12 protein-coding genes are annotated in these 21,768 nt (G+C 38.1%); all 12 read left to right on the top strand.

The features are described 5' to 3' along the window. Positions 1-7: 7 nt before the first annotated feature. Complete coding sequence (locus FGL66_RS04085; protein ID WP_180810318.1) at positions 8-943, top strand: DHH family phosphoesterase; 936 nt, start codon at positions 8-10, stop codon at positions 941-943. Between the two features lie 32 nt (positions 944-975). Further along, entirely contained in the window at positions 976-4,161 is a 3,186-nt protein-coding gene (locus FGL66_RS04090; RefSeq protein ID WP_180810319.1) for a DNA polymerase III subunit alpha, read from the top strand. A 162-nt stretch (positions 4,162-4,323) separates the two neighbouring features. Next, positions 4,324-5,565: an NADP-dependent malic enzyme gene (gene ystJ, locus FGL66_RS04095; RefSeq protein WP_180810320.1), complete on the top strand. Its 1,242-nt coding sequence runs from the start codon at positions 4,324-4,326 to the stop codon at positions 5,563-5,565. 39 nt (positions 5,566-5,604) lie between these two features. Next, a complete protein-coding gene (gene accD / locus FGL66_RS04100; RefSeq protein WP_180810321.1) occupies positions 5,605-6,465 on the top strand; it encodes an acetyl-CoA carboxylase, carboxyltransferase subunit beta in 861 nt (286 codons plus the stop codon). Then, positions 6,465-7,409, top strand: a complete 945-nt coding sequence (locus FGL66_RS04105; protein WP_180810322.1) for an acetyl-CoA carboxylase carboxyltransferase subunit alpha — start codon at positions 6,465-6,467, stop codon at positions 7,407-7,409. The genes accD and FGL66_RS04105 overlap by 1 nt, the downstream gene beginning before the upstream one ends. A gap of 492 nt (positions 7,410-7,901) precedes the next feature. Then, positions 7,902-8,873 (top strand): 6-phosphofructokinase, encoded by a 972-nt coding sequence (gene pfkA, locus FGL66_RS04110; RefSeq protein ID WP_180810323.1) that lies wholly within the window; start codon positions 7,902-7,904, stop codon positions 8,871-8,873. Between the two features lie 19 nt (positions 8,874-8,892). Next, positions 8,893-10,653: a pyruvate kinase gene (pyk, locus tag FGL66_RS04115; RefSeq protein WP_180810324.1), complete on the top strand. Its 1,761-nt coding sequence runs from the start codon at positions 8,893-8,895 to the stop codon at positions 10,651-10,653. Between the two features lie 354 nt (positions 10,654-11,007). Continuing rightward, entirely contained in the window at positions 11,008-12,126 is a 1,119-nt protein-coding gene (locus FGL66_RS04120) for a citrate synthase (RefSeq protein ID WP_180810325.1), read from the top strand. A 54-nt stretch (positions 12,127-12,180) separates the two neighbouring features. Then, entirely contained in the window at positions 12,181-13,443 is a 1,263-nt protein-coding gene (icd, locus tag FGL66_RS04125) for an NADP-dependent isocitrate dehydrogenase (protein WP_180810326.1), read from the top strand. A 356-nt stretch (positions 13,444-13,799) separates the two neighbouring features. Beyond that, complete coding sequence (locus tag FGL66_RS09860) at positions 13,800-15,812, top strand: YSIRK-type signal peptide-containing protein (protein ID WP_180810327.1); 2,013 nt, start codon at positions 13,800-13,802, stop codon at positions 15,810-15,812. 53 nt (positions 15,813-15,865) lie between these two features. Continuing rightward, complete coding sequence (locus tag FGL66_RS09865; RefSeq protein ID WP_219621806.1) at positions 15,866-17,926, top strand: YSIRK-type signal peptide-containing protein; 2,061 nt, start codon at positions 15,866-15,868, stop codon at positions 17,924-17,926. Between the two features lie 381 nt (positions 17,927-18,307). Then, positions 18,308-21,712, top strand: a complete 3,405-nt coding sequence (locus tag FGL66_RS09870) for a YSIRK-type signal peptide-containing protein (protein ID WP_180810328.1) — start codon at positions 18,308-18,310, stop codon at positions 21,710-21,712. The last annotated feature ends 56 nt before the right edge of the window (positions 21,713-21,768 follow it).

Raw genomic sequence — 21,768 nt, forward strand, 5'->3', positions numbered from 1 at the left:
ATACAAGATGATGCACTATGAACAAATATTTGACAAAATTAAACACTATGAAACGGTAATCATTCACCGTCATGTTCGACCTGATCCGGATGCCTTAGGTTCGCAGTTTGGTTTGAAACGCTATATCCAAGCGAAATATCCTGATAAATCCATTTATGCAGTTGGTACGATGGAACCTTCACTTGCTTTTATGGGGGAGCTGGATACGATAGATGATGCGGTTTATGATGAAGCACTTGTCATTGTCTGTGATACAGCGAATACACCACGTATCGATGATGAACGTTATATCAAAGGGGCAGAAGTGATTAAGATTGATCATCACCCAGCTGTTGATCAATATGGTGATATTCAATTTGTGAATACAGAAGCTTCTTCTACAAGTGAAATCATCTACGATATTGTCGAGTCGATCGGTGACACACATTTGTTGAATAAAGAGATTGCCACTGCATTATATTTAGGCATTGTAGGGGATACGGGGCGTTTCTTATTTAACAATACAACATCAAGAACGATGTACATTGCAAGTGAACTGTTGAAATACAACATTGAACATACACAACTTTTGAACCGACTGGGTGAAAAAGAACCACACCTTATGCCATTTCAAGGTTATGTTTTACAAAACTTTAAACTTGAAGATAATGGTTTTTGCCAAGTGAAAATTACGAAAGATGTTTTAGAAACTTATCAGATTGCACCATCTGAAGCCTCATTATTTGTGAATACCATTGCTGACTTAAAAGGGTTACGCGTATGGGTTTTTGCAGTAGATGAAGGAGAGGAGATTCGCTGTCGCATTCGTTCGAAAGGGATAGTCATTAATGATGTTGCAGCTGACTTTGGAGGCGGCGGTCATCCCAATGCTTCAGGCGTATCTGTTGAGAGTTGGGAAGTGTTTGAGCAACTTGCAACACAGCTACGTGCTAAAGTACAGTAAGGCGTATTGTCTGTTAGAGGAGTGAGAGCAGTATGGTAGCACATTTAAATATTCATACGGCTTATGATTTGCTGAATTCGACATTGACAGTTGAACGCGCAGTTGAACGGGCAAAAGCAGCTGGATATACAGCGGTAGCGATTACGGATCACCATGTCATGTATGGTGTTCCGCAATTTTATAAAGCATGTCAACAAGCTGGGATAAAGCCACTATTAGGATTGACAGTGCGTGTGACGGACCATTTAACTCAGCGTGATGTCGTTGTATTAGCCAAAAATAATACAGGATTACAACATCTTTTTAAATTGTCTTCAGCTTTAAAGGTCAATCGGCAAGAAGCATTGGAGGTATGGGAGTTATCCCAATACTTACCACATACAGTAGCTATTTTTAAATATATTCATGATGATACGGTGGATTGGTTGCGTGATTTACCAGAGACGACCTCAGTTTATGTAGATGCGCTTTCTTCTGATTATGCGCAGTACCCAAAGGTTTGGGCAAAAGCAGCTTTTTATGCATGTGAAGAAGACCGAGAAGCAGTCAAAACTTTGGCAGCCATTCGTGACAATACAAAAGTTAATTTAATGCCACATGCTGACGATCAAGACCAACATATCTTAGATGTTCATGCACCAGAGTTGGAATCCGTACCTGAACAGTTATTATTGCGTACTGAAGAAGTTGCTGCATTATGTGAAGCACACTTACAATACCATCAGTCGCTATTGCCAGAGTTTGAAACACCGAATGGCGAGACAGCTAATGATTATTTATGGGAACAGTTAACGACAGCTTTAACTGAACGAAATTTGGTAGCCTCTGAATACCAAGAACGTGTTAAATATGAATTCGATGTAATTACGAATATGGGATATGCTGATTACTTTTTAATCGTGAGTGACTTGATTGGATATGCCAAACGTAACGGGATACTTGTTGGACCGGGACGTGGATCATCAGCAGGGTCGCTTGTAAGTTATTTGCTAAATATTACGACGATTGACCCTTTAAAGTACGATTTGCTTTTTGAACGTTTTTTAAATCCTGAACGTGTTACGATGCCTGATATTGATATTGACTTTGAAGATACACAACGTGAAAAAGTCATTCAATATGTTCAGGAAAAGTATGGAGATTATCGTGTGTCTGGTATTATCACATTCGGACATCTTTTAGCTAAAGCCGTTGCACGAGATGTCGGGCGAGTATTAGGCTTTGAAGAAGCGGAATTAAGCGAAGCCTCCAAACTTATCTCTGGCAGTGGTGCATCGACATTAAAAGAAGCGTATACGTTTGAACCATTCCGTATATTTGTTCATCGTAATCATCAACATGAACGTTGGTACAAGTTGTGCTGTGAGCTGGAAGGGTTACCACGTAATACGTCAACACATGCAGCAGGTGTGATTGTTAATGATCGCCCTCTATATGAGTTCATTCCTTTAACAGAAGGAGATACGGGTCTGTTAACGCAGTGGACTATGACAGAAGCAGAACAAATTGGTTTATTGAAAATTGATTTTTTAGGGTTGAAAAACTTAACCATTATCCATCAAATTATTAAACAAGTGGCACGAGATACAGGTGTACACATTGATATAGAGCGTATTCCATTTGATGATGCTGCCGTATTCAATATGCTATCTAAAGGTGAGACAACAGGCATTTTCCAATTGGAATCACAAGGGGTACGTGATGTATTAAAGCGATTGCAGCCGGAACATTTTGAGGATATTGTAGCGGTGACATCATTGTATCGACCGGGTCCTATGGATGAAATTCCAACATATATTGAACGGAGACATCATCCGTCACAAGTTGCTTATTTGCATCCCGATTTAGCGCCTATTTTAGCGCGAACCTATGGTGTAATTGTCTATCAAGAGCAAATTATGCAGATTGCAAGTCAGTTTGCAGGATTTAGCTATGGTGAAGCGGATATTTTGCGACGTGCTATGAGTAAAAAAAATCGAGAAGTCTTAGAAAGTGAGCGACAACATTTTATTGATGGTGCATATGACAAAGGCTATAATCAGCAATTAAGTGCACAAATATTTGATTTGATTTTAAAGTTTGCTGATTATGGCTTTCCACGTGCACACGCAGTCAGTTATTCGAAAATCGCCTATATTATGTCATATTTGAAGGTGCATTACACACCGTATTTTTACGCCAATATTTTAACCAATGTGATTAATAATGAAGAGAAAACAGCACAGTTTATTCAAGAGGCAAAGCAACAAAAAATAAAGGTACACGCTCCGAATATTAACAAAAGTCAATGGCGTTACATCGCAAGCCAAGAAGGTATTTTTATTTCTTTAGGTGCAATTAAAGGAGTAGGCTACAACAGTGTACAAGCGATATTAAATGAGCGTTACGAAAATGGCGCATACAAAGACTTTTTTGATTTTTGTGATCGTCTACCGAATCGTGTGCGTACACGGCGATTGTTGGAGGCCCTTATTTTTTCAGGTGCATTGGATGGCTTTGGTAAAAATAGAGCCACTTTGCTCGCATCGATTGATCATGTCGCAGATACAAATTCAGAACTCGATCAATCGATTATTCAGGGATTTGCTACGGTGAAGAAGGCGTATCATGAAGTTGATGAGATGTCGGATGAAGCATTAAGTCGTCATGAGAAGCAGTACTTAGGTTTCTATATTTCTATGCATCCTATGGAAAAGCTATTTCTACGCAAACAATATTTAGGGATTCATCACTTACAACGCCAAGCGGTCCATCAACCGATATTAATCCATATAGAGCGAATCAAAATCATTCGGACAAAGAAAGGGCAACAGATGGCGTTTATTCGCTTAAATGATGGTAAGCATAGTATTGAAGGGGTTATATTTCCAAGTGCCTACCAGCAGTTATCGTTTGAGCTTGAAAAAAATCAACCTTATATCGTATGGGGAAAATTTGAACAGCGTGAGCATAAATGGCAGATGATTGTCAACCACTTAATGTCATTAGCAGACTATGAACATCAAAAGTTGACACAAGCCGTGCAAATTGTCATTCGTCAAAAGTTAAATGATATACAGGCAGCCTATGTATCACAGCAGATGTCTAATGGGGTATCAGTAGTATTGTTTGATGAATCATCTCATCGAATGACGCAAATCGGCAAGATTGAAGCGCAGTCACATATTATAGAAGAATTTATACAATTATTTGAACCAGACCATATTCGTTTATTATAATAGTAAAGATCAGTTTAAGACCTAGTCATAAAAATTGATTAACTACCAAGAGATGCCGTTTTGATATAGGTATGAACTGTGCTATAGTATAAGGAAATTGACGATTGACTTATACTATTGCATATATTGCAACATTGAGAAAAGTAACGGAGATGATAAGAGATGTCTTTAAGAGATGACGCATTGCATATGCATTTAGAAAATCAAGGCAAGCTAGCCGTAAGTCCTAAAGTGAAAGTGACAAATAAACAAGAGCTCAGTTTAGCTTACTCACCGGGAGTGGCAGAGCCGTGTAAAGATATACACGAAAGACCGAGTAAAGTATATGATTATACGATGAAAAGCAATACTGTCGCAGTCATTTCAGATGGTACGGCTGTTTTAGGTCTTGGTCATATCGGTGCCGAAGCAAGTATTCCTGTCATGGAAGGTAAAGCCGTATTATTTAAAAGTTTTTCCGGTGTTGATGGTATTCCATTGTCATTGGCAACAACAGATACTGAGGAAATCATACGCACTGTGAAATTATTAGAACCTAACTTTGGTGGTGTGAATTTAGAAGATATTTCCGCACCACGCTGTTTTGAAATAGAAGAACGTTTGAAAAAGGAAACAAAAATTCCTGTATTTCATGATGATCAGCACGGTACGGCGATTGTAACAGTCGCAGGACTTATTAATGCATTGCGTATTGTAGATAAAGACTTAGCTAATATTAAAGTCGTATTGAACGGGGCGGGTGCCGCTGGTATCGCCATCGTTAAGCTCTTGTATTCATATGGTGTGCGCAATATGATCATGTGTGATTCGCAAGGTGCGATTTATGAAGGACGTCCACACGGAATGAATGAAACAAAAGTGACTGTTGCTAAATGGACAAATAACGACAAACAAGAAGGTAAATTGAAAGATGTGATACGTGACGCGGATGTCTTTATCGGTGTCTCTGTTGCAAATGCTTTAAGTGAAGAGATGGTCAAGTCGATGGCGGATCAGCCGATTATTTTTGCGATGGCAAATCCAAACCCTGAAATCACGCCAGATCAAGCAAAGGCAGCAGGTGCAAAAGTGATTGGTACAGGACGTTCAGATTTTCCAAACCAAATTAACAACGTTCTCGCTTTTCCGGGTATTTTCCGAGGGGCTTTAGATGTACGTGCAACACATATTAATGAAGCAATGAAACGTGCCGCGGTAGAAGCGATTGCTAACTTGATTGATGAAGCAGAACGCAATCCAGACTATGTCATCCCAGAACCATTTGATTATCGTGTAGCTCCATCTGTTGCAAGAGCAGTAGCGAGAGCAGCGATGGAATCCGGTGTAGCTAGAATAGAAGTAGACCCCGAAGCAGTTTACAATGACACAATCGCACGATCAGACCTGAAAAAACCAAACGAATAGGTAGCAAACTGTATCTATGGAGTTGTGGAGGTAAAAAATATGTTTAAAGACTTTTTTAATCGTAATTCGAAAAAGAAAAAGTATGTGACAGTCCAAGATTCAAAGCAAAATGAAGTTCCAGAAGGCATTATGACGAAGTGTCCAAGCTGCAAGAAAATTATGTACACGAAAGAACTTACAGAAAATCTTAATGTTTGTTTTAATTGTGATCATCATATTCAGTTATCTGCGCATGATCGCATTGCAGCTATTTCAGATACAGGGACATTTGAAGAGTTTGACCAAGGGATGACCTCTGCAAACCCATTGAACTTTCCAGGTTATGAAGAAAAGATAGAAAAAGATCAAACGAAGACAGGGATGAACGAAGCGATTGTGACAGGGGTTGCACAGTTAAACGGTATTCCATTTGGAGTGGGTGTGATGGACCCACGTTTTCGTATGGGAAGTATGGGCTCTGTCGTCGGTGAAAAAATATGTCGTGTTGTAGATTATTGTACAGCACATCGATTGCCATTTGTTTTGTTTACAGCATCAGGCGGTGCACGTATGCAAGAAGGGATTATTTCTTTAATGCAAATGGCGAAAACATCTGTATCATTAGAACGTCATTCTGAGGCAGGACTGTTGTTTATTTCATATATGACACATCCAACAACAGGTGGTGTATCCGCAAGTTTTGCATCAGTGGGTGATATTAACTTAGCTGAACCTAAGGCATTGATTGGTTTTGCAGGTCGTCGTGTTATCGAACAAACAATTAACGAAAAGTTACCAGATGACTTCCAAACAGCTGAATTTTTATTAGAGCATGGTCAGTTGGACAAAGTAGTACATCGAAGTGATATGAAAGAGACACTTGCAACACTATTTGACATGCATCGTGAGGTGAAAAAATAATGTTAGAATTTGAAAAATCAATTGAAGCCATCCAAAAGAAAATTCAATCATTAAAAGATGCGCAAGTCAAAAACGATGTAGACCTCACAGATGAAATAGAGATGTTAGAAGCAGCTTTGGAAAATGAAAAAGTTAAAGTCTATACCTCCTTAAAATCTTGGGATCGTGTTCAACTTGCACGTTTACCAGAACGTCCAACGTTACTGGACTATATTCCTTACATATTTGATCACTTTATAGAGTTTCATGGTGATCGTAACTTTCGAGATGATCCATCGATGATTGGTGGTGTAGCTTATTTCAACGGACAACCTGTTACTGTTATTGGGCAACAGCGTGGAAAAGATACGAAAGACAACATTTATCGTAACTTTGGAATGGCACATCCTGAAGGTTATCGAAAAGCTTTGCGCTTAATGAAACAAGCAGAAAAGTTTCAGCGTCCGATTTTCACGTTTATTGATACAAAAGGTGCATATCCGGGGAAAGCTGCCGAAGAGCGTGGACAAAGTGAATCCATTGCACGTAACCTCGTCGAAATGGCAGGACTCACTGTTCCAGTCATTGCCATAGTGATCGGCGAAGGAGGAAGTGGTGGTGCGCTAGGCTTAGGTGTTGCCAATCGTCTCTTAATGCTTGAGAACAGCACATATTCGGTGATTTCGCCAGAAGGTGCAGCAGGTATTTTGTGGAAAGACAGTTCACTTGCTAAAATCGCTGCAGAAACGATGAAAATTACAGCATATGATTTATTAGAACTGAACATCATAGATCAAGTTGTGAAAGAACCTCTCGGCGGTGCACATCATGATGTTGAAACACAAGCCAACCGCATTAAGAAGGCATTCTCACATCATTTACAAGATTTTGCGAATATGACACCAGAAGACATACGCGAAGATCGCTATCAAAAGTTTAGAAACATTGGAACATTTGTAGAATAATCACTCTATCAATCCAGTTACTGCAATTGAAAAGCAGTAGCTGGATTTTTAGATGGAAAACACTTTTCGATAAGGAAGAAAAATGGATTGATATTCAGATAATGGTTATTTCAATCCTTTTAGAGAAGGCATGCTTATATTTTAAGGGAAGTGTACATTTGATCATTCATTCACATAAAATTTTATTGCAATATAAACTTTTAGACCATTCCACGTCAGATAGATATGGATATTAATCTAAGTTAAATCCATTGAACTGAACAGATGATTCGATGCAGAGATTAAATTCTCTAGTTGTATATTGAACAAAATATTGTGGGATGATTAACATATTTTACCGTTATTTCAAAGATTATAAAAACTTTCTTGTCAAATTTATGACATCATTATAATAAACCGTTTACATTTTTTTAATGTCTTATTATTAATGGAATGCCAAAATGATTTATGGTATTTTTAACATAAGAACTTAGCTAGAAAGGGTATGTCTACATGAAAAAAATAGCAGTTTTAACAAGTGGTGGCGATTCTCCGGGTATGAACGCGGCGGTTCGTGCAGTAGTGCGTAAGGCGATTTATCATAATATTGAAGTGTATGGGGTATATCAAGGTTATCTTGGTTTGATTACAGATGATATACACAAACTTGAATTAGGATCTGTTGGGGACACGATTCAACGCGGCGGTACGTTTTTATATTCTGCACGTTGCCCAGAGTTTAAATCACAAGACGTGCGTGAAAAAGGGATTAAGAACTTATTAAAACGAGGTATCGAAGGTCTAGTTGTGATCGGTGGAGATGGTAGTTATAGAGGTGCACAACGCATTAGTGAAGAGTGTACAGAGATTAAAACGATAGGCATTCCGGGAACGATTGATAACGACATTAACGGTACAGACTTTACAATCGGCTTTGATACGGCATTGAATACGATTATTGATTCGGTAGACCGTATTCGTGATACAGCATCAAGTCATGCGCGTACATTCATTATTGAAGTTATGGGGCGTGATTGTGGTGACTTGGCTTTATGGTCTGGACTTGCTGTAGGTGCAGAGACGATTATTATTCCAGAAGTTGAAGTAGATATTAAAGATATTGCAGAAAAAATTCAACACGGTATAGATCGTGGGAAAAAGCACTCAATTATTATTGTAGCTGAAGGATGTATGTCAGGAGAGCAATGTGCTAAAGAATTAACGAAGTATATCAATGTGGATGCACGCGTATCTGTTTTAGGTCATATCCAAAGAGGAGGAAGTCCAACAGGAGAAGATCGTGTACTGGCTTCTCGTCTGGGTGGCTATGCTGTTGAATTATTAATGAACGGTGAAAGTGCCAAAGGTGTAGGCATTAAAGATAACCGTTTACGTGCCACAGATTTTGATGATATTTTTAACGCAACATCAGGAAAACCAATCAATCAACGTATGCTTGATTTAACAAAAGAATTATCGATATAACTTGTAGGAGGCATTAGCAATGAAAAAGACAAAAATTGTATGTACGATTGGACCAGCATCTGAATCAGAAGAGATGTTAGAAAAGTTAATGAAAGCAGGTATGAACGTAGCGCGTTTGAACTTCTCACACGGTTCACATGAAGAACATGCTGCGCGTATTACTTCAATTCGTAAAGTAGCACAAAAGTTAAATAAAAATATCGGGATTTTATTAGATACAAAAGGGCCTGAAATTCGAACACACGATATGAAGGACGGTAGCATTACATTACAAAAAGGTGCAGATGTTACAGTAAGTATGCGCCAAGTTGAAGGAACAGCTGACAAGTTTTCAGTAACATACCCACAGTTAATCGATGATATTGAAGTCGGTTCATATATTTTATTAGACGATGGCTTGATTGAACTAGAAGTTAAAGTCATTGATAAAGCAGCTGGAGAAGTGCATTGTAAAGTTTTAAATACAGGTGAGCTTAAAAACAAAAAAGGTGTCAACTTACCGGGCGTGCGTGTCAACTTACCGGGTATTACAGAGAAGGATGCAGAAGACATTCGTTTTGGTATCGAACAAGATGTTGACTTTATCGCAGCAAGTTTTGTGCGCCGTGCGAGCGATGTACTTGAAATCCGTAAAATTTTAGAAGAAGAAAAGAATGATATTATTAGCATCATTCCTAAAATTGAAAACCAAGAAGGTATTGAAAACATTGATGAAATTTTAGAAGTATCTGATGGTCTAATGGTTGCACGTGGTGACATGGGTGTTGAAATTCCTGCTGAAACGGTACCAATCGTGCAAAAAGACCTGATCCGTAAATGTAATAAACTGGGTAAACCTGTCATTACAGCTACACAAATGTTAGATTCTATGCAACGTAATCCACGTGCGACACGTGCAGAAGCTTCAGATGTTGCCAATGCGATTTATGATGGTACAGATGCAGTCATGTTATCAGGGGAAACAGCAGCAGGTGCATACCCTGAAGAAGCAGTTATTGCGATGAACAATATTGCATGTGCAGCAGAACAAGCACAAGATTATAAAAAGTTATTATCTGATCGTACTAAACTTGTGGAAACATCATTAGTCAATGCGATTGGTGTATCAGCAGCACATACGGCACTCAATTTAAATGTAAAAGCGATTGTTGCAGCAACAGAAAGTGGTAATACAGCACGTACCATTTCGAAATATCGTCCGAAATCTGACATTATCGCTGTAACACCAAGAGCAACAACGGCAAGACAATGTACATTGATCTGGGGTGTATATCCAGTGATTCGCGAAGGCATCTACACAACAGATGAATTGTTGAACAATGCTGTCGCAACAGCTGTGGAAACAGGTCGCGTCATTAATGGTGACTTAATCATTATTACAGCAGGGGTACCAACTGGAGAAACAGGTACAACGAACTTGATGAAACTTCATCTTATTGGTGAAGATGTCGCAAGTGGTCAAGGTATTGGTCGCACATCAGCAGTTGGACGTACCGTTGTCGTTCAAAATGCTAAAGAATTAGAAGGCAAAAACCTTGCAGGAGCAGTTATTGTTACACCGTCAATCGATGAAGCGATGGTACCTTATTTAGACCAAGTTGCAGCCTTAGTCACAGAAGAAGGCGGTTTAACATCTCCAAGTGCCATCATTGGATTGGAAAAAGCCATTCCAACAGTTGTAGGTATTGATAACGTCACATCTGTTATTCCAGATGATATGCTCGTTACAGTAGATGCAGCTCAAGGTAAAATCTTTGAAGGCTATGCAAACGTACTTTAAACTTTAAAATAAAGCATGATTATTATTAGAGAAGTAGACAGAAATCTTATGAATAGGGTTTCTGTACTACTTCTTTTGTTATCAAAATGTGTAACTTTATCATCATTATTAGTTATAGTGATTGATAAATAAATGAAAAGAAATGGGAGCAAAGCGTTTTAAAAGTGATGAAAAGAGTGAAAACCCCTGATGTTATCACGTTTATATTCTGAGATAAACAGAAATTCGTAAAATATTTTCAGATAATTCTAACTTAGTGCGTTCTTAAAATGTTCACAAAGTTAATAGAATTCGATATAATAGCTAATGAAAGCCATTACAAAAGAACGAATATACAGTAAAGGGGAAATTACTATGGCAGAATTAATGAGAGGTTTAGAAGGGGTCATTGCAGCAGAAACAAAAATCAGTTCGATTATTGATAGTCAATTAACATATGCTGGCTATGATATAGATGATTTGACTGAAAATGCACAATTTGAAGAAGTGATGTTTTTGTTATGGAATTATCGTTTACCTAATCAACAAGAACTCGCTGAACTCAAAGAAAAGTTATTTGGCTATATGACACTGAGCCCACGTGTATACAGTCATTTTGAAGAATATACAACTGATAAAGTACACCCGATGACAGCATTGCGTACATCTGTATCTTATTTAGCACATTTTGATGAAAATGCTGACGATAATGATCAAGCAGCACTTCCTGAACGTGCAATTCGTATCCAAGCTAAAATTGCATCATTGGTTGCGTCATTTTCTCGTGTTCGTGAAGGCAAAGAACCCGTGAAACCAGATCCATCACTCAGCTATGCAGCAAACTTCTTATATATGTTACGCGGTGAAAAACCAACAGACGTTGAAATTGAAGGGTTTAACAAAGCATTGATCTTACATGCCGATCATGAATTAAACGCCTCAGCATTTACAGCACGTTGTAGTGTATCATCACTGTCAGATATGTATTCTGGTATAACAGCTGCGGTAGGTTCACTCAAAGGACCATTACACGGTGGTGCCAATGAAAGAGTAATGAGCATGTTATTTGATATCGGTTCTTTAGATAATGTAGAACCATACTTAGAAAAAGCATTTGCCAATAAAGATAAAATCATGGGCTTCGGTCACCGTGTCTATAAAAATGGAGACCCTCGTGCAAAATACTTAAAAGAGATGAGTCGCAAAATTACAGAAGAAACAGGTCAAAGCGAATTGTTTGAGATGTCTGTAAAAATTGCAGATATTCTTGAAAAAGAAAAAGGCTTATTACCAAACGTTGACTTTTATAGTGCGACAGTATATCACAGCATGGGGATTCCACATGACCTATTCACACCAATCTTTGCGGTGAGTCGTACAGCAGGTTGGACTGCACATATTCTTGAACAGTTAGCGAATAACCGTATTATCCGACCACGCGCAAACTATGTGGGTGAAACAGATCGCAAGTATGAGCCGATCGAAGCACGCTAAAACATCGTAAATCACGCTTTAAACTTTAAAACAAATTTTGGAGGTATTTTAACAATGAGTGAAAAAATCGTTAAAACAGACAGTGGATTACAAGTACCAGATCAACCGATCATCCCTTATATTATAGGTGATGGTATTGGTCCAGATATTTGGAATGCAGCGAGCCGTGTTATTGATGAAGCTGTCAACAAAGCATACGATGGCAAAAAAGAGATTGCATGGAAAGAAGTATTAGCAGGTCAAAAAGCTTTTGATGAAACAGGAGAGTGGTTACCTGCTGAAACATTAGACACAATCAAATCTTATTTAATCGCAATCAAAGGACCATTAACAACACCGATTGGCGGAGGTATTCGTTCACTCAACGTTGCATTACGTCAAGAGTTAGATTTATTCACTTGTCTACGTCCAGTACGTTGGTTCCAAGGTGTGCCATCTCCTGTTAAACGTCCAGAAGATACGGATATGGTCATCTTCCGTGAAAATACAGAAGATATTTATGCAGGTATTGAGTTTAAAGAAGGCTCTGAAGAGGTCAAAAAAGTAATTGATTTCTTACAAAACGAAATGGGCGCTCAAAATATTCGCTTCCCAGAAACATCAGGTATCGGTATTAAACCCGTATCAAAAGAGGGAACAGAACGTTTAGTTCGTGCAGCCATTCAATATGCTTTAGATAACAACCGTAAATCTGTAACACTTGTGCATAAAGGAAACATCATGAAGTTTACAGAAGGTGCATTTAAACAATGGGGTTATGACTTAGCAGAAACAGAGTTTGCAGATCAAGTCTTTACATGGCAACAATATGATCGTCTTGTTGAATCAGAAGGCAAAGATGCAGCCAATGCCGCACAAGAACAAGCAGAAAAAGACGGCAAAATTATTATTAAAGATTCTATTGCCGATATTTTCTTACAACAAATTTTGACACGTCCAGCAGAGCATGATGTTGTAGCGACAATGAACTTAAATGGCGATTACATTTCAGATGCATTAGCTGCTCAAGTGGGTGGTATTGGTATCGCACCGGGCGCAAACATCAACTATGAAACAGGTCATGCTATCTTTGAAGCAACACACGGTACAGCACCAAAATATGCAGGTTTAAACAAAGTTAACCCTTCATCAGTACTATTATCAGGCGTACTAATGTTAGAACACCTTGGATGGCAAGAAGCTGCTGATCTGATTACAGCATCCGTTGAAAAAACAATTGCATCTAAAGTAGTAACATATGATTTTGCACGTCTCATGGACGGTGCAACAGAAGTATCGACATCAGCATTTGCAGATGAGCTTATTAAAAACTTATAAAAGTAACGGCTTTCAATAGAATTTCATACTGAAGTAAGAGCTGAGGCAATAGTTAGCCTCAGCTCTTTTTGTTTGTATCAACTAGAAAAAGTTTCAGATATATCCTCTCTTTAATATGTAAAATCGCATCGTCTTGTTATATCAGTCTAAAGCATATTCTATTTTGAATCATGTAAAATCAGAAAATAAGAGATATTTTTTTTTTTTTGAATATTTATACCACATGAGGAGAAGTGGAGATATGGAGGAATAAAAGATAAAGGACAGATGTTTTAAAAGAGATATACAAAGACGGTACACGCCCTTGATAGACTAATTGTACACAATCATTAATCAAGGAAAGGAAATGAGGCAATATGTCAAAGTATCGTCAATACGATAGAAAACAACAGATTTTTAGTATTCGTAAATTCTCATTTGGCGCAGGATCAGCCGTTATCACAACATTATTATTTTTAGGAGCAACACAATCTGCACAAGCGGCAGAAAACGAAGGAAACGTCGAAACAACAGAAGTAGCACAACAAACATCAGAAGCAACAACTGCTGAAACAGATATTCCAGAATCGACAGAAACACCAGCCCCAACCCCTCAAGCAACAGAAACAGAAGCTGTTGAAAACAATGAAGACACACCACAAGTAAATACAGAAACTGTCGAAAACAATGAAGAGACCCCTCAAGCAGAAGAAGCCTCTCAAACAGTAGATACTGTAGAAAAAAGTACAGTGACTAATGACAGAGGCGAAACATCAGACATCACAAGAACAACGAAAAAGAATGCCGAAACAGGTGAAGTTGAAGAAATTCTATCGAGTAAAACAAAACCGAATAAAAATATTAATGAAAATGACACAGCTGAAGTATCAGAAACGCCTATTGAACAACCAGTTATTCCAACATCAAATGTAAACAATTCATCAGAAGACGTTGATGCTGGGAATGCAAGAGGATTAGCTGATAATGTTCGTCAAATTGGTGGGGGTGCAGTAAATGTTACACCAGGTTGCGCAAAAATTCAAAAGGACGGACGTGTAAAATATGACTATGAAGTTTCTTTGAATCCTGTATTGTCAAGTGATCATGAACAAACTGGTAGTACATTTAATATTACTGTTCCTGAGTTTGCGGAGAATGTAAGATTCAAATTGATTGGAACAAGGGAAGAAGAAACATATAAACCTCATGATGTAGATATGGAACTAGGACAAATCACATATGATGAATATGAAAAAGATCGTTCACAGTACACAAATATTCCAAACTATGAAAAGTATTTAGAGTTGAAAGAAAAAGGGATTACACCGATATCTGTTGTTAAAAATAATATTCAATTTGATGAACAAGGAAATTTAGTTGTTAATACAGGAGGTCAAAAAATAACAGCTCCTGTTCAATCTTATGCGATTAATACTTTGGTGAAAGGTCCCATTGGACTTAAAGTAGAATTTGATATTCCGAAAGAACAATACGAAAAAACGCCTTATTTACCATTAGATGCGAGATTAGCATGGAGAAGTTTTTCAGAAGTAGAAGGTCTTCAATCTCTTGAAGAAGATAAAGAATCGTTGGATGATTATCGTATTCCAAATAAAGAAGAAAGTGATAACTTCACGTCATATCATTATGTTCAAAATCCAGAAGATATTAATTTAGAAGATTTTGATGAGCATGGTCTTTATAAACAAGAAGGTATTGGGGTAACACGAAATACGAGCAGTTGGAATAAAATTGGTCCAGATATATCCCAAGGTGCTTTTAACTATGAAAAGGATTTTAACCTTCATGCTACTGTAGGAATTGATTATTATGCACCTCGAACGGAAGATGCGGCAGATATAGCGGTTGTAACAATATGTGAATTGCCGGATGAAGGCGATGCAGATAGTGACGCAGATGCAGACAGTGATGCGGACGCTGATAGTGACGCGGATGCAGATAGTGATGCGGATGCAGATAGTGACGCAGATGCAGACAGTGACGCAGATGCAGATAGCGATGCGGATGCAGATAGCGATGCGGATGCAGATAGCGATGCCGACGCCGATAGTGACGCGGATGCAGATAGTGATGCGGATGCAGATAGTGACGCAGATGCTGATAGCGATGCGGATGCGGACAGTGATGCCGACGCAGATAGTGATGCGGATGCGGACAGTGATGCCGACGCAGATAGTGATGCGGATGCGGATAGTGATGCTGACTATAATGGTAAAGGCACACATGGTCACAAAGGTACAAAAGGTGACAAAGGTTTACCGGATACAGGTGAGCAAGCGACAAATACAACGTTGTTTGGTAGCTTAATTGCTGCTTTAGGTAGCCTATTCTTACTTGGTCGTCGTAAAAAAGAGAATCAAATGAAGTAACATTAAAAGTTGAAGTAATAAAGTTCGATTAATTGAAAGGAAATGATACGGATATGTCAAAATATCGTCAATATGATAGAAATAAACAAGTCTTTAGTATTCGTAAATTCTCATTTGGTGCAGGATCAGCAGTGATTATCACTTTATTATTTTTAGGTGCTACGCAATCAGCACAAGCTGCAGAAGCAGAGAATGCTAACACTGTTGAAATGGTAAATAAAGCTGAATCGGAAGAAAATCAATCAACACCCCTCGACACTAATGAGTCTAATAGTTCACAAACATCAAAAGAAAATTCTATAGATATTAATACGAAACAACAAGATGAAGTAACAAGCTATAACAATAATGTAGAAGGTCATCAAACTTCTGAACCCCAAAATACAGATGGAGAAGTATCTCAAGCGGTTGAAACAGAAGATAGTGAAACATTGAAACAGAACGATGATCATACAACTCAAGTTGAGACGAATCAGTCCAGTGTTAACAATGAGGAGACTACTGTTGATGCAGCCCAAAATACTGAATCAAATGTTGAGGAGAAAAGTAATTTATCACAAATCGGGGGTGGAGGTGTTAATGTAACACCGGGTCGTGCTGAAATTCAAGATGATGAGCGTGTTAAATATAACTACGAAGTTTCATTAAATCCTGTTTTATCGAGTGACCATATTCAAACAGGGAGCACATTTAATATTACCATTCCTGAATTTGCAGAAAATGTAAAGTTTACCTTAATTGGTACACGAGAAGAAGAAAGTCATGAACCACATGATGTAAATATGGAACTTGGTCAGTTGCCATATGAAGAATATGAAAAAGACAACTCGAAATATAACAATATTCCAAGTTACGAAAAGTATTTAGAGTTGAAAGAAAAAGGGATTACACCTAACTCTATTATTAGGTATAGGCAAGATCCTGGTGAGGATGGTTTATACTTTGAAGGGAATGAGGGGTCTATAAAAATTGTAGGCAAACCATCAGTTCAATCTTACACAGTAAACACACTAGTAGCAGGACCAGTAGGCATTAAAGTTGAGTTTGATATTTCAAAAGAACAGTATGAAAAGACTCCTTATCTACCGTTAGATGCAAGATTGGCATGGAGAAGCTTTGGTGAAATAGAAGGAGTGAATCACTATGACACAGGTTCACAGTCTATGGAAGACTATCGTCCACATCTAGTTTCCCATATAGAAGAAGTAGAAAATGAATCCCACGAAGCGACATCTTATTATTACATTCAACATCCAGAAGAAATATTTGAGGGAGATTTTGATGAACACGGTCTCTATATACAAAACGGTATTGGAGTAACACGCAATACTGGACATTGGAGTACAATTGGATCAGATATTTCCCAAGGGATACCTCTGTATTGGTCGAATTTCAATTTAAAAGCCAATAAACAAGTCAACTATTTAGTTCCAATAGATGAAGATTTAGCAGACATCGCTGTTTCATGGGTATATGATTTACCAGATGAAAAAGAAGTGGAAACTGAAAAAGAAGTAGAACCAGAAAAAGAAGTAGAACCAGAAAAAGAGGTAGAACCAGAAAAAGAGGTAGAACCAGAAAAAGAGGTAGAACCAGAAAAAGAAGTAGAACCTGAAAAAGAGGTAAAAGCCGAAAAAGAAGTGGAATCTGAAAAAGAGGTAGAACCAGAAAAAGAGGTAGAACCAGAAAAAGAAGTAGAACCTGAAAAAGAAGTAGAACCTGAAAAAGAAGTAGAACCTGAAAAAGAAGTGGAACCAGAAAAAGAAGTAGAAGCTAAAAAAGAAGTAGAAGCCGAAAAAGAAGTAGAAGCCGAAAAAGAAGCAGAAGCTGAAAAAGAGGCAGAACCTGAAAAAGAAGTGGAATCTGAAAAGGAAGATAAGCCTGAAAGTAATATGGGCTCAATCGTTACTAAAACACATACTCATAAAACAACCAAAAATATAGATAACAATGTTAAACTCACACATAAAGAAATGAACAAAGATAAGCAACTTTCTGACGCAGTTTTACCAAAAACAGGTGAACAAGCGACAAATACAACGCTGTTTGGTAGCTTAATTGCTGTTTTAGGTAGCTTGTTCTTGTTTGGTCGTCGCAAAAAAGAAGAGAAATAAAATATTTAACCCAACATATAATTTAAGAATAAGCCGTTCTTATATTGCTAAAAATACATCCCTATCTTTAAAAGGTAGAGGATGTATTTTTATTTGTATCAACTAGAAAAAGTTGCAGATATATAGCCTCTTTAATATGTAAAATCGCATCGTCGTGTTATATCAGTTTAAAGCATATTCTATTTTGAATCATGTAAAATCCAAAAATAAGAGATATTTTTTTTTTTTTTTTTGAATATTTATACCATGTGTCGAGAAACGGAGATATGGAGGAATGAAAGATAAAGGACAGATGTTTTAAAAGAGATATACAAAGACGGTACATGCCCTTGATAGACTAATTGTACACAATCATTAATCAAAGAAAGGAAATGAGGCAATATGTCAAAGTATCGTCAATACGATAGAAAACAACAGATTTTTAGTATTCGTAAATTCTCATTTGGCGCAGGATCAGCCGTTATCACAACATTATTATTTTTAGGAGCAACACAATCCGCACAAGCCGCAGAAAACGAAGGAAACGTCGAAACAACAGAAGTAGCACAACAAACATCAGAAGCAACAACTGCTGAAACAGATATTCCAGAATCGACAGAAACACCAGCTCCAACCCCTCAAGTAACAGAAACAGAAGCTGTTGAAAACAATGAAGAGACACCACAAGCAAATACCGAAACTGTTGAAAATACTGAAGAGGCACCTCAAGCAGAAGAAGCCCCTCAAACAGTAGATACTGTAGAAAAAAGTACAGTGACTAATGACAGAGGCGAAACATCAGACATCACAAGAACAACGAAAAAGAATGCCGAAACAGGTGAAGTTGAAGAAATTCTATCGAGTAAAACAAAACCGAAAGCCCCAACAACAGCACAAGATGAAACAGTAGAACCTGCTCAACCGAATACTGCATTAAGAGCAGCAACAGACAATACAACAACAGAACAAAAAGCACAACAACCTGAATTGAAAAAGAATGTAGACCATAAAATCTCAGACGCTACAATTGATGTCAAAGACAATAAAATTGAAGACATAATCGATTATGGGCCTTCAAAAGAGATTTATGACGAGTATAAAAAGTTTGTAAAAGACTTTAAAGAGAAGTATCCGAATAACTCAATTAACGATATGTATAATGGTATTTATGATGAAAAAGCTGAAGAATATATATTTATACCATGGGATGAATATTTTAGCGAGAAGTATCCAGATATTTCTAGTAATAGATTTAATCCTTATAGACATATAGATGACTATCGTAAATTCCATTATGAACAAACACGTTCTAATAAAGGTTTAAAACCATCAGACTATCAAATTAAAGCGACAGTATCAGATGTTAATGCAGGCGATTATTTTACATTCCAATATTCTGATTTGGTTGACTTAAATGGCAATTATGAAGATGATATTAAAGTCCAATTACCATCATTTTATTTAGAGTCGAACCCAGATATTGAAGTTGCAAAAGCGATTAACTTTGATAACCAAACAAAGAAAATTACGTATCAATTTTTAGATAGTATTAAAGATTTATCTTCGAAATTCAATATGATCTATAATGGTAAAGACTATGTAGACCGTCAAAAAGTAACAGAAGAAGGAGAGCAACAACTAACGCATACCATTGGAAATAAAGAATTATCTTACAAAGCTAATGTAGATTATGAAAATACGATTTATAATGACGGTATATATCAAGATGTGAATAGAACAGATGCGAATTCAGATAAAAATGAGCAAAATGCAGGAGAGTACGAGCCAATAGCAGGTATGAGAATGGTTTTAGATGACTATGATAAAGAAAAGCAAACCGTAAAAAGCTATATTCAAATTAATTCCGATGCTTTTAATTTAAAACCTAAAGATTCTTGGATAAAAGCAACAGTTGATCAAGCTAAAGAAGATATTGAAAAATTAAAAAAACAAATTGAAGAAAAGAAAAATAATAATGAAGATATAAGTAGAGAAGAAAAAAAATTAAATGAGGCAGAAAATATAGTTGAGGCTTATAATCAATATGGCAATATACCATTAACTCAATTAGCTATAACAAATAGTGAATTTTCAGTTGGTGAAGTTATTTCTTCAACAATAGGAAATACTTCTTCGGGTATTCAATTAGATGAGTCTGTATTAAAATCTATCAAAATTTATAAATATCCAGAGGGAGAAGCTGTTTTTCCTAATAGTATTCATTTATCACAAGAGGGTTATAAAGATGTAACAGAAGAAATTTTAACTTATAGTGGTAGTAATGTTATAGATAATAATAAGATAACACTTCAATTTCCGGGTGATGCAAGTAGTTATCTGATTACTATGACACATAATGTGGATTCAAATGCTATTGGTGAAAAAGCATTACATGATATTGAACTTTTAGCACGATGGCAATTCCCAAAGAACTTTGGTGGTGGAAAAGATTCAGCTTCACAAGTATTTGAAAACGAGCAGTTGAACCAATACGTTGATTTAAGTACAGGTGATACATCTTTTAGAGCAATTGCTTATCCAATTGATATAAATACAGTACGCGCACATATTGAAGAAGAGTTAGAAGTTAACCCAGACTTACCGGTTCAACCGGAATTCCCAGAACCTGATGAAAGCGATGCGGATGCAGATAGTGATGCGGATGCAGATAGTGATGCGGACGCCGATAGTGATGCGGATGCAGATAGTGATGCGGACGCCGATAGTGATGCAGATAGCGATGCCGACGCAGATAGTGACGCGGATGCCGACAGTGATGCGGACGCAGATAGTGACGCGGATGCGGATAGTGACGCGGATGCGGATAGTGATGCAGATGCGGATAGTGATGCGGACGCAGATAGTGACGCGGACGCAGATAGTGACGCGGATGCAGATAGTGACGCGGATGCCGACGCCGATGCGGATAGTGATGCAGATGCGGATAGTGATGCAGATGCAGATAGCGACGCTGACGCAGATAGTGATGCAGACGCGGATAGCGATGCAGACGCAGACAGTGATGCGGATGCGGACAGTGACGCGGATGCGGACAGTGACGCGGACGCAGATAGTGATGCTGACGCAGATAGTGATGCTGACGCAGATAGTGATGCGGATGCTGATAGTGATGCGGATGCAGATAGTGATGCGGATAGTGACGCTGACGCAGACAGTGATGCAGATGCGGATAGTGACGCTGACGCAGATAGTGATGCAGATGCAGACAGCGATGCTGACGCAGATAGCGATGCGGATGCGGACAGTGATGCCGACGCAGACAGTGATGCGGACGCAGATAGTGACGCGGATGCAGATAGCGATGCAGACGCAGATAGTGATGCAGATGCCGACAGCGATGCCGACGCAGATAGTGACGCGGATGCGGATAGTGATGCGGACGCCGATAGTGACGCCGATGCAGATAGTGACGCAGATGCAGATAGCGACGCCGATTCGGATAGTGACGCAGATGCAGATAGCGATGCTGACGCAGATAGTGACGCGGATGCAGATAGTGATGCCGACGCCCACAGTGATGCTGACGCAGATAGTGATGCGGATGCGGACAGTGATGCCGACGCCGACAGTGATGCTGACGCAGATAGTGATGCGGACGCGGATAGTGACGCGGATGCAGATAGTGCTGGCGACCATAATGGTACACACGGTCACAAAGGTACAAAAGGTGGCAAAGGTTTACCGAATACAGGTGAACAAGCGACAAATACAACATTGTTTGGTAGCTTAATTGCTGCTTTAGGTAGCTTATTCTTACTTGGTCGTCGCAAAAAAGAAGAGAAATAAAATGTTTAATATTTAACCCAACATAATAATTTAAGAATAAGCCGTTCTTATATTGC

It is taken from the genome of Staphylococcus sp. 17KM0847 (assembly GCF_013463155.1).
Lineage (GTDB): Bacteria > Bacillota > Bacilli > Staphylococcales > Staphylococcaceae > Staphylococcus.

Bases quoted from the DNA above. Each gene is read 5' to 3' on its own strand.
- FGL66_RS04085 (WP_180810318.1), top strand. From the start codon at position 8: ATGATGCACTATGAACAAATATTTGACAAAATTAAACACTATGAAACG.
- FGL66_RS04090 (WP_180810319.1), top strand. From the start codon at position 976: ATGGTAGCACATTTAAATATTCATACGGCTTATGATTTGCTGAATTCG.
- ystJ (WP_180810320.1), top strand. From the start codon at position 4,324: ATGTCTTTAAGAGATGACGCATTGCATATGCATTTAGAAAATCAAGGC.
- accD (WP_180810321.1), top strand. From the start codon at position 5,605: ATGTTTAAAGACTTTTTTAATCGTAATTCGAAAAAGAAAAAGTATGTG.
- FGL66_RS04105 (WP_180810322.1), top strand. From the start codon at position 6,465: ATGTTAGAATTTGAAAAATCAATTGAAGCCATCCAAAAGAAAATTCAA.
- pfkA (WP_180810323.1), top strand. From the start codon at position 7,902: ATGAAAAAAATAGCAGTTTTAACAAGTGGTGGCGATTCTCCGGGTATG.
- pyk (WP_180810324.1), top strand. From the start codon at position 8,893: ATGAAAAAGACAAAAATTGTATGTACGATTGGACCAGCATCTGAATCA.
- FGL66_RS04120 (WP_180810325.1), top strand. From the start codon at position 11,008: ATGGCAGAATTAATGAGAGGTTTAGAAGGGGTCATTGCAGCAGAAACA.
- icd (WP_180810326.1), top strand. From the start codon at position 12,181: ATGAGTGAAAAAATCGTTAAAACAGACAGTGGATTACAAGTACCAGAT.
- FGL66_RS09860 (WP_180810327.1), top strand. From the start codon at position 13,800: ATGTCAAAGTATCGTCAATACGATAGAAAACAACAGATTTTTAGTATT.
- FGL66_RS09865 (WP_219621806.1), top strand. From the start codon at position 15,866: ATGTCAAAATATCGTCAATATGATAGAAATAAACAAGTCTTTAGTATT.
- FGL66_RS09870 (WP_180810328.1), top strand. From the start codon at position 18,308: ATGTCAAAGTATCGTCAATACGATAGAAAACAACAGATTTTTAGTATT.